This window comes from Streptomyces graminilatus (assembly GCF_001418565.1).
GTDB lineage: Bacteria > Actinomycetota > Actinomycetes > Streptomycetales > Streptomycetaceae > Streptomyces > Streptomyces graminilatus.
This window is the reverse complement of sequence record NZ_LIQQ01000124.1, coordinates 38,587-52,416: the sequence shown is the minus strand read 5'-3', so window position 1 is coordinate 52,416 and position 13,830 is coordinate 38,587. Positions and strand designations below refer to the sequence as shown.

At 69.7% G+C, this 13,830-nt stretch carries 10 protein-coding genes; all 10 read right to left on the bottom strand.

What is annotated here, in order from left to right; genetic code table 11:
- Positions 1–103: 103 nt before the first annotated feature.
- Positions 104–1,573 carry a hypothetical protein gene (locus AOK08_RS11985; protein WP_055525487.1) on the bottom strand — a complete coding sequence of 490 codons (1,470 nt, stop codon included), beginning with the start codon at positions 1,571–1,573 and terminating at the stop codon, positions 104–106.
- Between the two features lie 102 nt (positions 1,574–1,675).
- Entirely contained in the window at positions 1,676–2,275 is a 600-nt protein-coding gene (locus AOK08_RS11980) for a histidine phosphatase family protein (RefSeq protein WP_055525486.1), read from the bottom strand.
- Positions 2,276–2,281: 6 nt separating this feature from the next.
- Positions 2,282–3,160 (bottom strand): phosphogluconate dehydrogenase (NAD(+)-dependent, decarboxylating), encoded by an 879-nt coding sequence (gene gnd, locus AOK08_RS11975; protein WP_055525485.1) that lies wholly within the window; start codon positions 3,158–3,160, stop codon positions 2,282–2,284.
- A gap of 62 nt (positions 3,161–3,222) precedes the next feature.
- Positions 3,223–4,158, bottom strand: a complete 936-nt coding sequence (opcA, locus tag AOK08_RS11970; protein WP_055525484.1) for a glucose-6-phosphate dehydrogenase assembly protein OpcA — start codon at positions 4,156–4,158, stop codon at positions 3,223–3,225.
- The gene (gene zwf / locus AOK08_RS11965; RefSeq protein WP_422125732.1) at positions 4,155–5,726 is read right to left on the bottom strand and encodes a glucose-6-phosphate dehydrogenase; all 1,572 of its coding nucleotides are present in this window, start codon (positions 5,724–5,726) and stop codon (positions 4,155–4,157) included. Before zwf ends, opcA begins: the two co-directional genes overlap by 4 nt.
- 263 nt (positions 5,727–5,989) lie before the next feature.
- A complete protein-coding gene (locus AOK08_RS11960) occupies positions 5,990–7,432 on the bottom strand; it encodes a glycoside hydrolase family 16 protein (protein WP_241826923.1) in 1,443 nt (480 codons plus the stop codon).
- A complete protein-coding gene (locus AOK08_RS48870; protein WP_422125733.1) occupies positions 7,429–7,746 on the bottom strand; it encodes an Ig-like domain-containing protein in 318 nt (105 codons plus the stop codon). The genes AOK08_RS11960 and AOK08_RS48870 overlap by 4 nt, the downstream gene beginning before the upstream one ends.
- Positions 7,746–8,348 (bottom strand): hypothetical protein, encoded by a 603-nt coding sequence (locus tag AOK08_RS47200; RefSeq protein WP_055525481.1) that lies wholly within the window; start codon positions 8,346–8,348, stop codon positions 7,746–7,748. Before AOK08_RS47200 ends, AOK08_RS48870 begins: the two co-directional genes overlap by 1 nt.
- Positions 8,345–8,677, bottom strand: a complete 333-nt coding sequence (locus tag AOK08_RS11945; RefSeq protein ID WP_055525480.1) for a hypothetical protein — start codon at positions 8,675–8,677, stop codon at positions 8,345–8,347. The genes AOK08_RS47200 and AOK08_RS11945 overlap by 4 nt, the downstream gene beginning before the upstream one ends.
- Positions 8,674–13,770 (bottom strand): wHTH domain-containing protein, encoded by a 5,097-nt coding sequence (locus AOK08_RS11940; RefSeq protein ID WP_055525479.1) that lies wholly within the window; start codon positions 13,768–13,770, stop codon positions 8,674–8,676. The genes AOK08_RS11945 and AOK08_RS11940 overlap by 4 nt, the downstream gene beginning before the upstream one ends.
- Positions 13,771–13,830: the final 60 nt, after the last annotated feature.

Sequence of the window (13,830 nt, the reverse complement as noted above, 5' to 3'; positions counted from 1 at the left end):
GTTCAGGGCCGAAGCGGGGGTTCGGGGGCGCAGCCCCTGAGGGACGGGACGGGAAAGGGCGGCGGGGGCGAAAACACCCCCGGCCTCACCCACCCCGAACGTCCTACTGCCGGGCGACGCTCCTGCTCACGCCGGCGATGACGGTCGTGGCCAGGAGCCAGCCGGTCAGGACGAGGACGTACGACAGGAACTGGTAGCCGCCCGTGGGCGCGAACGCCTCCTCCTGACCGAAGGAGATCACCGGGAGAAGCAGGTCGAGGGTGTAGAAGACCGGGTTGAACTCCGGGGCCTCGTCGGCCTTGAGAGGGTGCGGGTGGTGCAGGGCGTACGTGACGGAACCGGCCGCCAGCAGCGACAGCAGCCAGACGGCCGCACGCAGCGGGCGGAAGCCGTAGCCGACGGCGATGTCCTGGAGGTGGCCCCACACCCGGCCGGGCCAGGACAGGGTGGCCCGGTGCCGGCGCAGCTTGGCGAGCTGCACCAGACGGGCCGCCCCGTCGTCGCCGGCATGCCGGTAGGCGGCGGCCAACTGCTCGTAGGCGTACGGGACATAGCCGTCGCCGTCGCGTTCGAGCAAGGGCAGACGGAGGTGGGCGGGCTCGGTCGGATTGAGCGCCGTGTAGCTGAGGTTGTTGAAGAGCACCTCGCCCGGGGCGACCTCCGACTCGAAGCCCAGTACGTCGATCCGGGAGCGGCGCAGATGCAGCCGTCCCTCGATCGGCGCGCACCGGTACAGCCACAACTCACCGATGGCGCAACTGCTGGCCCGCAGAGCCGTACCGCCGGGGTTGGACAACCGCGCCCGAGTGAAGTCGAGCGAGCCCGCGATACGCGAACCGCGCAGGTCGAGGCCGCCCTGGGTGCGCAGACCCCGTGCCCGCACGTCGGCCCGCACTTCTAGGGACCGTGCGCACAGGGCGTGCCCGCCGGGGTTGACCAGTTCGGCGTCGTCCAGGCCGATCGAACCGCCCACCGTGGCACCGTCGAGCCGCACCTCGCCCCGCACCCGCAGCCCGGGCGCCGCGAAACCGTCGCCGAGCACGGCCTGATGGAGCTGGAGCACCGGCTCGGTCGGGTCCCACGCGGTGATCTCGGCCCCGTCCAGGAAGAGCGCCCCCGCTATCTCCGCGCCCGCCAGCCGCACCGTCCCCCGCGCCCGGCAGTAGGACATGCGCAGCGGGCCGTCGATCCGGGTGCTCGCGAGGTTGATCGCGGGGAGCACCGAGCCGCGCAGATTCAGTTGGCGCAACCGGGTGCCGTAGAGGTCGGGGGACTCGTCGAAGTGGCAGTACCGCAGATGGAGCGGGTGGTCCACCACCGCGTACTCGAGCCGCAGTTGCTCCGTGACACGGGCGCCCGACAGCCGGAGCATGGGGATCTCGCCGTCCTCCCGCGCGGTGCCGACCAGCAGGGCCCGCAGCACGGAGGCGCGGACCGTGCGCTCCGGTCCCCAGCCGTAGCCGCCCGCCGGGTCGTCGGCCTCCGCGTCGCCCTCGCGGAAGTCCACGGTCTCGCCCTTGTGGAAGGCCCGCCACACCCGCGCTTCGGCCGCTGTCAGATCGGTGATCTCCATCGGGGCGACTCTGACGCGCCGTGCACGCACATGTCAATCGGGTCCGGGGGCAACGCCCCGGACCCGATCGGCACTTCAGCCCGCTCCAGGCCGAGCGGCTGCTCAACTCTCCGTGTTCCAGCGGGAGTTCCAGTCAGCGATCACCGGGCGGTCGTGCTCCGTCGAGAGTCTGCTGACGGTGCCCGTGGCGAGCTGGAACAGCCGTCCGTCGGCGGGCGGCAGCCCCAGGTAACGGGCCGTCAGGACACGCAGGAAGTGCCCGTGGGCCACCAGGATCACGTCACCCTCCCCGAGCGCGGACGCGACACGGGCCAGGACGCGGTCCGCGCGCCGGCCCACGTCCTCGGGCGACTCGCCCGGATGCCCGTCGGGTCCGGGCGCCACCCCGTCCGTGAACAGGAACCAGCCGGGCCGGGTGCGCTGGATCTCGGCGGTCGTCACACCCTCGTACCCGCCGTAGTCCCACTCGTGCAGGTCCGGATCGGTCGACATCCCGGACAGGCCGGCGAGTTCGGCGGTGCGGACGGCGCGGTGGAGGGGGCTGGTCACCACCCGTGCGAAGGTCCGCTTCGCGAGGAGCGGGACGAGGGACTTGGCCTGCTCCTCACCGTGCGCGGTGAGGGGCAGGTCGGTCCAGCTCGTGTGCTGTCCCGACGCGCTCCACTCCGTCTCGCCGTGGCGGACCAGGAGAAGGTCACCCACGGCTGTCTACTCCTTGGACTCGACGGCGTGGCCGCCGAACTGGTTGCGCAGTGCCGCGATCATCTTCATCTGCGGGGAGTCGTCCTGCCGGGACGCGAACCGGGCGAAGAGGGACGCCGTGATCGCGGGCAGCGGCACGGAGTTGTCGACGGCCGCCTCGACCGTCCACCGGCCCTCGCCGGAGTCCTGCGCGAACCCGCGCAGCCGCTCCAGGTGTTCGTCCTCGTCGAGGGCGTTGACGGCGAGGTCGAGGAGCCAGGAGCGGATGACGGTGCCCTCCTGCCAGGAGCGGAAGACCTCGCGCACGTCGGTGACGGAGTCGACCTTCTCCAGCAGCTCCCAGCCCTCGGCGTAGGCCTGCATCATGGCGTACTCGATGCCGTTGTGGACCATCTTCGAGAAGTGCCCGGAACCCACCTTGCCCGCGTGGACATAGCCGTACGGGCCCTCGGGCTTGAGCGCCTCGAAGATCGGGTGGAGCCGCTCGACGTGCTCCTTGTCGCCGCCGACCATCAGGGCGTAGCCGTTCTGGAGCCCCCACACACCGCCCGAGACACCGGCGTCGACAAAGCCGATGCCCTTGGCGCCCAGCTCCTCGGCGTGCTTCTCGTCGTCCGTCCAGCGGGAGTTGCCACCGTCCACGACCGTGTCGCCGGACTCCAGGAGCCCGCCGAGCTCGTCGACGACGGACTGGGTGGCGGCGCCCGCCGGGACCATCACCCAGACCACGCGCGGCGCTTCGAGCCCCTCGACCAGTTCGGCGAGGCTGCCCACGTCGGAGACCTCGGGGTTGCGGTCGTAGCCGATGACGGTGTGGCCGGCGCGGCGGATGCGCTCGCGCATGTTGCCGCCCATCTTGCCGAGACCGATCAGACCAATCTGCATGTCAGTTCACTTCCTGAGCGTGACGAAGAGTGCGAGGCGTGGCCACGGGGGCGACGGGGGAGTCAGACGGCACTGGGGGTCTCCGTGGCGGCGTCGCCCCGCAGGGCGATCGCGTACATCTCGTCGGCGTCGAGGCGCCGCAGCTCCTCGGCGATGAGTTCGGACGTGGGCCGCACCTTCAGCGCGAGCGTGCGCGGGGGCTGGCCCGGCAGGGTGAGCGTGGCGAGCGGGCCCTCGGGGCGGTCGATGACGATCTCGCCCTTGTCGGTGCCGAGGCGCACGGCCGTGACGACCGGGCCCGCGGTGACCACGCGGTCCACCTTCACGGACAGACGGGCACCGAGCCAGCGGGCCAGCAGTTCGGCGCTCGGGTTCTCCGCCTCGCTCTCGACGGCCGCCGAGATGATCTTCGTATGGGCCTGGTCGAGGGCAGCGGCGAGCATCGAGCGCCACGGGGTGAGCCGTGTCCACGCCAGGTCGGTGTCGCCGGGCGCGTACGAACGCACCCGGGCCTCCAGGGCGACGAGCGGCCGCTCGACCGCGTACATGTCGGTGATCCGGCGCTGGGCCAGCGCGCCCAGCGGATCCTTGGCGGGCACCTCGGGGGCGTTCACCGGCCACCAGACGACGACCGGGGCGTCCGGCAGCAGCAGCGGCAGGACGACGGAGTCGGCGTGGTCCGACACCTCGCCGTACGTCCGCAGGATCACCGTCTCGCCGGTGCCGGCGTCGGCGCCCACCCTTACCTCGGCGTCGAGGCGGGAGTTGGTGCGGTCGCGCGGGCTGCGGGCGTGCCGCTTGATGACGACCAGGGTGCGCGCGGGGTGCTCGTGCGAGGCGTCCTCCGCGGCCTTGATCGAGTCGTAGGCGTTCTCCTCGTCCGTGACGATCACCATCGTCAGGACCATGCCCACGGCAGGGGTGCCGATGGCGCGCCGCCCCTGCACCAGTGCTTTGTTGATCTTGCTTGCCGTGGTGTCGGTGAGGTCGATTTTCATGGCCTGCGCCAGCTCCGTCCGTCTCGTGCGAGCATCTCGTCGGCTTCCTCGGGGCCCCAACTGCCCGAGGAGTACTGCGCGGGCCTGCCGTGCGTGCCCCAGTACTCCTCGATCGGGTCGAGGATCTTCCAGGACTCTTCCACTTCCTGGTGACGGGGGAACAAATTGGCGTCGCCGAGCAGGACGTCCAGGATGAGCCGTTCGTACGCCTCCGGGCTGGACTCCGTGAAGGACTCGCCGTAGGCGAAGTCCATCGTGACGTCCCTGATCTCCATCGACGTACCCGGGACCTTGGAACCGAACCGCACGGTCATGCCCTCGTCGGGCTGGACGCGGATGACGATCGCGTTCGCGCCGAGTTCCTCGGTGGCCGTCGAGTCGAACGGGGAGTGCGGGGCGCGCTGGAAGACGACCGCGATCTCCGTGACGCGCCGCCCGAGCCGCTTGCCGGTCCGCAGATAGAAGGGGACGCCCGCCCAACGGCGGTTGTCGACCTCCAGTTTGACGGCCGCGTACGTGTCGGTGCTGGACTGCGCGTCGATGCCGTCCTCTTCGAGGTAGCCGGGCACCTCCTCGCCGCCCTGCCAGCCTCTCGCGTACTGCCCACGCACGGTGTGTTCGCCCAGGTGTTCGGGCAGCTTCACCGACTTGAGGACCTTGAGCTTCTCGGTCAGCAGCGACTCGCCGTCGAAGGCGATCGGCTCCTCCATGGCCGTCAGGGCCATCAACTGGAGCAGATGGTTCTGGATGACGTCACGCGCCGACCCGATGCCGTCGTAGTAACCGGCCCGGCCGCCGATGCCGATGTCCTCGGCCATCGTGATCTGTACGTGGTCGACGTACGACCGGTTCCAGACGGGCTCGTACATCTGGTTGGCGAAGCGGAGCGCCAGGATGTTCTGGACGGTCTCCTTGCCGAGGTAGTGGTCGATCCGGAAGACCTGCTCCGGGTCGAACACGTCGTGCAGGACCCGGTTCAGCTCACGCGCGCTGGCCAGGTTGTGCCCGAACGGCTTCTCGATCACCCCGCGTCGCCAGGAACCCTCCGGCGCGTCGGCCAGTCCGTGCTTCTTCAGTTGCTGGACGACCTTCTCGAAGGACTTCGGCGGTACGGAGAGGTAGAAGGCGTAGTTGCCGCTCGTACCCCTGGACGCGTCCAGCTCGTCGACTGTCGCGCGCAGTTTCTCGAACGCGGTGTCGTCGTCGAAGTCGCCGGGGATGAACCGCATGCCCTCGGCGAGCTGCTGCCAGACCTCCTCACGGAACTCCGTACGGGCGTGGTCGCGCACCGAGTCGTGGACGATCTGCGCGAAGTCCTCGTCCTCCCAGTCCCGGCGGGCGAACCCGACGAGCGAGAAGCCCGGCGGGAGCAGACCCCGGTTGGCGAGGTCGTAGACGGCCGGCATCAGCTTCTTGCGGGACAGGTCGCCGGTCACCCCGAAGATGACGAGTCCGGACGGGCCCGCGATCAGGGGGAGTCGGCGGTCGCCGGGGTCGCGCAGCGGGTTGTCCCAGTCGTCGGCCGGCCCTGCGTCGGCGGCCGGCAGGGTGATCGTTTCGGTGGTCACTGTGATCATCTTCTTTCTGGCGTTCGGATCAACCGCGCCCGGCGGAGAGGAATTCCCGCGCGGCCCCGGCCGCGTTCCCGGCGAAGGGGGTCCTGGTGTCCTGTGTCACCGACGTAGCGGTACCAGGCCGGACCGCCACCCGCCGCGACCGCCACGCACGCCTTCACTGACGGCGGAAGGGCGCTCCCGACGCTCCCGACGCACACGGACCGAGGGGCGGACCCTGGTGGTCCCGCCCCTCGGCGGCTGCTCGTACGACGGTCTCAGTGACCGAAGGTGAACCAGTTCACGTTCACGAAGTCCTGCGCCTGGCCGCTGGTGAAGGTCAGATAGACGTCATGGGTGCCGGTGACGGCGCTGATGTTCGCCGGGACCGTCCGCCAGCGCTGCCAGCCGCCCGTGCTGCCGATCGAGAAACTGCCGATCGGTGTGCTCGTACGGCTGTCGAGGCGCACCTCGACCAGCCCGCTCACGCCCGCGTTCGCCCCGCTCGCGACCCTGCCGACGAACTGGGTGGCAGCCGTGGAGCCGAAATCGACGCCCCGGTAGAGCGCCCAGTCGCCGTTGGCCAGCGAGCCGATGTTCTGGCCGCCGCCGGTATCGGTGGTGCTCTCCGTACTGGTGCCCGACTGGCTGTCGTACGACTCCGCCTGGATCGCGCTGTACGCGTCCCGGGTCCCGGCCGGCGGGGGCGTGGTCGGATCGCCGCCGCCGGTGGTCGACCGGAGCACCTGCACGTAGTCGACGACCATCGGTCGCCCGGAGACGGTATTGGCGTCCGGGCCACCGCCGAACGCCGCCGGGAAGGCGCCGCCCATCGCCACGTTGAGGATGACGAAGAAGCCGTGGTTCGTGGCGTTGGCCCAGGTCGTGGCGTCGACCTGGTTCGCGGTCACCGTGTGGTAGTTGGTGCCGTCGACGTAGAAGCGGATGGCCTCCGGGCTCACCGAGCGGTCCCACTCCATACGGTACGTGTGGAAACCGGCCTGGCAGGTCGTGCCGGCGCAGGTGGTCGTACCACCGATGCCGGTCGTCTCGTTGCAGGGGCCGCCCGGGCTGGTGCCGCAGTGCATGGTGCCCCAGATGGTGTTGCGGCCCTGCGTGTTCTCCATGATGTCCAGCTCGCCGACGCCCGGCCAGTTCTGGAAGTTGCCCCGGTAGGGCGCCCCGAGCATCCAGAACGCGGGCCAGTAGCCGAGGGCGGCGGCGCCGGTGACGTTCGGTACCTGGAGACGGGCCTCGACGCGCAGCTTGCCACCGGCCGGGGGCTGGAAGTCGGTGCGGTTGGTCTCTATGCGGCCCGAGGTCCAGTTCCCGGCGGAGTCGCGCACCGGGGTGATCCGGAGGTTGCCGTTGCCGTCGAGCGAGACGTTGGTGGTGCTGTTCGTCATCCTCTCGATCTCGCCGGTGCCCCAGTTGGCGGGGCCGCCCGGATACGAAGTCCCGGTGGAGTACTGCCAGTTGGCGGTGGAGACGCCGGTCCCGGCGGCGCCGTTGAAGTCGTCGAGGAAGACCTGCGTCCAGCCGGACGGAGGCGCGGGCGCGTCCGCCCTGGCCACCGACACGGCGGCTGCCGCGAGGCTGATCACGGCACCTATGGCGACGAGCGCGCGACGCAGGGGGGCGCGGCGCAGGGGGCCGCGACGCAGGGGACGGCGTCCGACGGGCGGACCTGACGTGGGGGAGGTGCCTGAAGTGTCCCTCATGGGTGCCTCTTCGGGTACGGGGTGGGGGGTGTGGGGGCGCCTTCGAGATTGCTTGAGAGCGCTCTCAAAGTGGGCCCAATGTGCTCCCGGTGGCACCGGTCGTCAAGAGGCGGGACCGGGAATTCAGCGGCAGTCACGGTGATCGCCTGCTGGACCGCGGCCGGATCGGTGACAGCTTCCGTGAAGTTGATCGACACCGGCGTGGCGACGCGGGAGGGGGAGTCGGTCTCCGGCCTGACGTACCCGACGAAGGTCGCGGATGCCGGGCTCCGCGGGCCGGCCGTCCGGGGTGGGCATCGGCGTCCGGGAGGGATCAGCAGCCGGTCGCCGGGGTGATCTTCCGGACCTGTGCGGTGCGGAGGACAAGGGGCTTGGCGGTGTCTCCGGTGGTGGGGAGGAGGGTGACGTTTGAAGGGGTGTACGACACGAGCTGCCCGCAGAAGTCAGCTGTGGCGGTGGTGACCTTGACGAGATCGGCGGTGGACTCTTCGGTGTGGGTCCAGGAGACACCGACGGCGGCCGCTACGAGAGTCATGCCAAGGGCGAAGGCGGCCATGCTGAGGTACAGCGCCCGACGTACCCGCCGGATCTCGGTGAGGGTCCATTTGCGCAGCGACTGCCCGCCGAGATGAAGCAGGTCACCGGGCTTTCCGTAGGAGGCGCGTACGGTGACCAGCGAACCTGCCACGAGGAAGAGATAGGCCGCGCCCAGCAGTATGGTCGCGACGGTCTGCCAGGGTGAGGGCAGGTTGGTCAGGTCGTCGCGCCCCTTGAGGACGGCGAGGACGGTGACCAGAGCGGTGAGCCCGACCAGTCCGTTGCGCCAGCCCTCCGCCTGCTTGCGGAGCTGGTCGAGCTGGCTGAACTCGAGTTCCCGGGCGAGTTCGGCCCAGCGGCGGTCGACGCCGGCGCTCATGGCTTGACCTTCCACTGGGCGCCGCAGCCCTCGAAGTGAGTGTTCTCCGGCTGCCCTGTGTGCGCGAAACCGCATTCGCAGAAGAACGTCTCGGCGGCTTTGGCATCGGCCTGCTCGGCCGGGGTCGGCACCCTGTCCTTCGAGCTGAACAGGCCTTTCGTGCCCGCGATTCCCAGCGGGAGTGTGGTCGAGGTACGACCGTCACAGCGAGGGCAGATGCCGGTGACGGTGACCCCGGCAGGGTCCGCGGTGACCTGGAAGGTGTCGTTGACGAGGCCGGCGTCGACCTGGGCGTAAGGCAGGTCCTGATTGTGGGGAGGGGTACTCAAGACGGCTGCTCCTGGGGTTCATTCGGGTTGGCGGGACTCTCGGCCGGGGCGATGTGCAGCTGGAACATTTCCGCGTAGACGAGCAGGCGCCCTGTCACCCAGTCACTGGTGGAGTCCAGTTCGCGGGCCAGCGCCTCGATCCGTGCCGCGGAGACGGTGCCTTGCAGGGCGGGTTCCTGTCCGTTGAGGCCCTCGGTCAGGAGGATGAGGTCCTGCCAGAGAGGGAGGACATCGGGGGCGTCCGGGACCTCCATGACGACGCCGAGAGGCTCGTAGCGGCTCAGTCGCTCGTGCACCTGCTGGGCGGATCGGCCAAGACGGGCGGCCAGGGCTACGAGTTCCAGGGGCTTGACGGGGGAAGGGTCGCGTGGCTTCTCGCCGGCCATGGCATCGGACAGGGCGAGGAGGTCGCGCCGGCCGGGCTTGAGCCCGGTCACCAGGACGCGCTGCTCGTCGGTGAGTTCGGGGAGCTGAGCGCCGAGGGCGCGGTAGGGGGCCAGCCGGTCGAGGGCCTCGTCGACGGTGAGGGCAGCGTTGCAGGCGTACCTCGCCAGATCGAACGGTGTGATGTCGATCCAGACGGTTTGGAGAGGCTCACCGGTTTCTAGTCCCCTGAGTTCCGTCATCAGGTCGGATTCGGCCGTGCTCGGGCTGAGCAGGGTGGCCCCGTCGGGAAGGCTCGGTACGTGCTTCCCGAGCTTGGGCCCGTGAGCGGCCAGCCGGCTCAGGCTGTCACCCAGTGACTCCTTCAGCTCGCCCGCCACCGAGACGAGGGTGGCCGCCGTCCACGGAACCGCTGGATCGATGCTGCTGGCGAGGAGAGCGATGCGGTTGCGGGGCGAGAGTTCCACCCAGTGCCGAAGGGGTTCGAGGTCGTCGGGAACAGCCATGCCGAGTGCCGCCACCCGGCGCACTCGCGAGACGAAGACCTCCCAGGATTCCTCGTCCAGGTCGCCTCCAAGGCCTGGCAGCTGACCGCCAGGCGCGTGACAGAGGGCCAAGAAATCGATGGAGATCGAACGATCGGGCAGCGGAGTGTTGAGGTCCTCGTTGACAGTGAGGAGTTTCAGGTCGTTGTCCTCCATCGCGGGAAGTCCGGCCGCCTCTCCGTCCAGGTCGGGCAGACGCATGCCCGCCTGTCCGGCGAGGTCGCCGACGGACTGGAGGAGAGCGGTGATCGTCATCTGGCGACGTGTGGCCTCGATCAGCAAGGAGGGGAGGCTCGGAGCCGACCTGTCCTCCCGCGGGTTCCAGAAGCGGCGGAAGAGATTCCACTGGGCGGCGCTGGGGGCAGACGCGAGCAACTGGTCCTCCGAGGGAAGCCGGTAGCCGAGGAACTCCCAGGCCCGCAGCTTTGCCAGTGTTTCGGCGCTGGTGAGACCGAGTTGCTCTGCCAGCCGGGCGATGTGGAAGGGCAGGACATCTCTGGGCAGGCCCTCCTCGCAGTACGTACGGTCGTTCTCCGACCATCCGGACAGGAGCTCGGCGTCCCTGGTCGTCGCGACCCGGGTGAAGATGCGGGCAGCGGGCACGGCGGGCACCTTCAGGCCCAGCGGTGCGTACCGGTGGCAGCGCTTCAGCAGGTGGCCGATGTCCAGGCCGCTGTAGGCCGAGATGGACAGCAGCGCTCCCGCTGCTGGCTGCCGCTCCGCCCGGCCCGGCTGGTTCCAGGTGTACATCCACTCCAGCAGGTCCCGGTCGACGCGTTCGGGCACGAACTCCAGATCGGGCATCCTGTCCACCGCGACAGGTGGCACCCGGAGTCTTGGCCCGAGTATGGCGTAACGTCGCAGGTCGCGAAGGGAATCGGTGATGGTCCGCTGGTGGTCGAAGGCGTACCCGACCAGGGAGCGGGCATCGCCCGAGGCCTGCGCGATGAGGCTACTGTCACCCGGGCGCGGAACAGGATGCCCGGACAGGTCCTTGGGCAGCACCGCCTGCGAGCTGAAAGTGTCGTCGACCTGGATGCCCTGGCCGCGCAGAACCGCCAGACGCCACGGGCGAGTGACGTCATTTCCGCCGGGCGGCCCTGAGTTGAGATTCTGCGGCAGGAAATCCCTGTCGTCGGCGAACCAGCCGACGTGGTCCAGGGAGACGTCCGGCAGACGGTACGACGAGTTCCGGTAGATGGGCAGCACGAGCCCTCGTCCGGCCAGCTCCGTGCCCGCCACCCGGGCGAGCCCGATGTCTGAACTCTCCAACCGCCACAGCCATTCGAGGTCCAGCCCCGCCCACTCGGGCAGGTCGGCTGTGGCCCGCTCCACCTGCTCCCTGGCCCATGGGCGGTCCCAGCTCAGCAGGCTGTTGCGATTGACGCTGAGTTGGGGCGCCTGCGGGCCGGTCAGATTGACGACATACCCGAAGGGTTCCTGCGAGGTGACGATGCCGTCGGCGAGCACCATGCCTTGGTTGGTCACCCACCAGACAGAGCCCCGGGTGGTGGTGCGCGGTGGAACGGGATCGGGGTCGTCCTTCGGCGCGGGATGCCGCAGTTCCCCCGCAGGCCACACGAGAGGGGTGTTGTCCTCCTCCGTGAGGACCAGTTCGTACTCGCTCAGCCGGACCTGATGCTTCAGCACCTCCAGCGCGGAAACCAACTCGTTGTCCCACTCGGGCTCGCTCAGCATGAGCCGGACCCGAGTACCCCCGTCCCGCATCGGATCGCCGCCGTCCTTGTCCTCGTACCCCCGGATCCGGAACAGACCGCTGCTGCTCGAGATGTCGACGGTCAGCGCTTCGGCGATCGAACCCTTCGCGGTCACTTCCCGGGTCACCAGGATGACCTCGTCGGCGATCATGAAATAGCTGAGTACGCCGATGCCGAACCGGCTGTAGGGATAGAGGCGCAGGGCCGGGTCCTCCTCCAGCCAGCGGGCCTGCTCCTGGCGGAACGCGCGGGTCTGGGAGAAGCGGCGGCCCGCCCGGCTGAACGTCTGCTCCAACTGGGCCCGGCCCATGCCGACTCCATTGTCGCGGCACTCGATGTACGCCCGGCCCGGGCGGCCGTCCTTCGACGGTTCGCGGCCCTGGGTGATGCGGATCTCGGCGGTCCAGTTGGAGGGGGCACCGCCCGTGCGGCTGAGGTACTTCCACCTCAGCTCGCGGTAGCGGCAGGCGTCAGCGGCGTTCTGGTACAACTCCCTCACGGCCAGAGACCGGTCCCCGTACAGCTGATGCCCCATCAGTAGTTCACGAATCTCGTCCTGAGCCAGTGCGAAGCGCAACAGCGGCGTCGAATAGGCTCGTTCCTCCGACTGGCCCGACTGCGGCCGGCGCGCGGGGAGCAGATCGCGGGTGGTGACCCGGCCCGGCAGCCGGTCCGGGAAGTCGCTGCGCCGCTGCTCCCGGGCATCGTGCAGGGCGCGCAGCGCGCGGTCCGCGCGCAGCGCTAGATCCGTCAGCCCCTCGTGGAGGGCTGGATGCGGGCACAGCATATTCAGATGCAGGTCGTCGCCCTCGTTGGCCCACTCCAGTTGGTCGTGCAGGATGCGTACGACATCGGGCGGCCGGACCGGGTCCGCCACACCCACGTGATCGGGCAGTACGTCGGGGAACTGCCGTACGTCGGCGGCGAGGAGACCGCCGAGGCGGACCAGACCCAACACGCTCCACAGCCGTACCTGGCACCGTTCCTCCGCGGTGGTGAGGGCTGTGGGTGCTCCTGCCAGATGCCGGTTGTACGAGGGCAGATCGACGGGGTCGTCCGCGAGGAACCGGATACTGTTCGCCAACAGCCAGTAGACTTCGTTCAGTTGCTCCTCATGATCCTGCCCCGGACCGAGCAGTGCCCTGGCCAGCAGTCCGATCAGTTCCTGGCCGCCGGAGTCGGGCAGGTCGACGAGTTGCTCGGCCACCCAGCGATGGGCCAGCCAGGCCGCCAGCGCCCGGTGCGACTCGGTCTCGCCCCGACGGCCGTGGCCGCGAGCCTTGCGCAGCAGCTGGGGATGGCTCTCGTGTACGTATTGCAGCTCGGTGCGCATTTTGGAACGGTTGCTGTCCGGGCCTACCGGATCGAGGTCGAAGGGGTCCGCGTCGGCCAGGCGGCTGAGCTTGCGAGCCCACATGGCCTCCCGCAGGAACGGCAGCGCCGCCAGCAGGCCGGTCTCCACCGGAGAGCGGTCGGAGCCGCCCCGCAGCAGCTCCGGCATCACACGGCGCACGGTGCGGGTGGGCAGCCCGGGGTCGTTCCAGGGGTCGTCGAAGCGACGCCGGTCCTTGAGGACGGAGATGGCGCACGCACGCGCGAACTCGGCGATGCGCTCGCGCATGGCCGAGTCGGGGCCGTCCTCGCCCGGTCCGGCGCTCCACAAGGGGGCTTTCTCCACGTCCTCGCGCCAGCGCAGCGGGATCTCGGTGCCCACGCACAGCTCGGGGAAGGCGGAGAGCGCCTCGTCGCCGGGCGCGCAGCTCACCTGGGGGTGCTGCTCACCGGAGCGCACCGCGTAGTCGGCGGTGCGCTGCTTGGCCTGGCGGAACACCGCGTCGAGGGTGCGCTGCGGGGCGTAGGGGCCCAGGGCTTCGGAGAGCGCACGGGTGAAGTGACTTCCCGTGTCGTCGAAATGGCACCGTTGCCCGCGGTCGCAGCCGACCAGTAGCGCGAGACGCGTCGACGGGGCGTGGACGGTGGCGGCGCCAAAGCCCGCAGAGTCGTCGTCCGGGCCGCTGTCACGGCAGGCGTCCACCACGTAGATGACCGATGGGGCCCGGCATCCCCTCAGGTAGCGCGTCATGTCGAGGGAGAGCAGCGACTCGATCTGCCCCGGCGACCACGCAAGCCCTGGCCCCGGGGCAACGGCATCGCCGGGAACCAGATAGTCGGCGCCCATCACATGCACCCCGTGCCCTGTGAAGTACACGAGCAGCAGGTCGCAATCCTCCTGGGCCGCCTGCTCCAACGCCGTGGTGATGTCGTTCTTCTTGACCAGTCCGTCGTCGCCTTGCTCAAGGGTGCGGACGGAATATCCTGACGCGGCAAGCTGCGTACTCATCGCTTCGAGGTCGCACGCCACCGCCTCCGTCAGTGGACCGAACCGCGACGCGGCACGTGGGGTGTCGCCCACACCGATGAGGAGAGCGGATCGTCTGATCGTCACGCGGGGACGCTAGCGCGACTTCGGCCCGGCGGGGGCCGTTTCACACTGATAAGTGAGTTG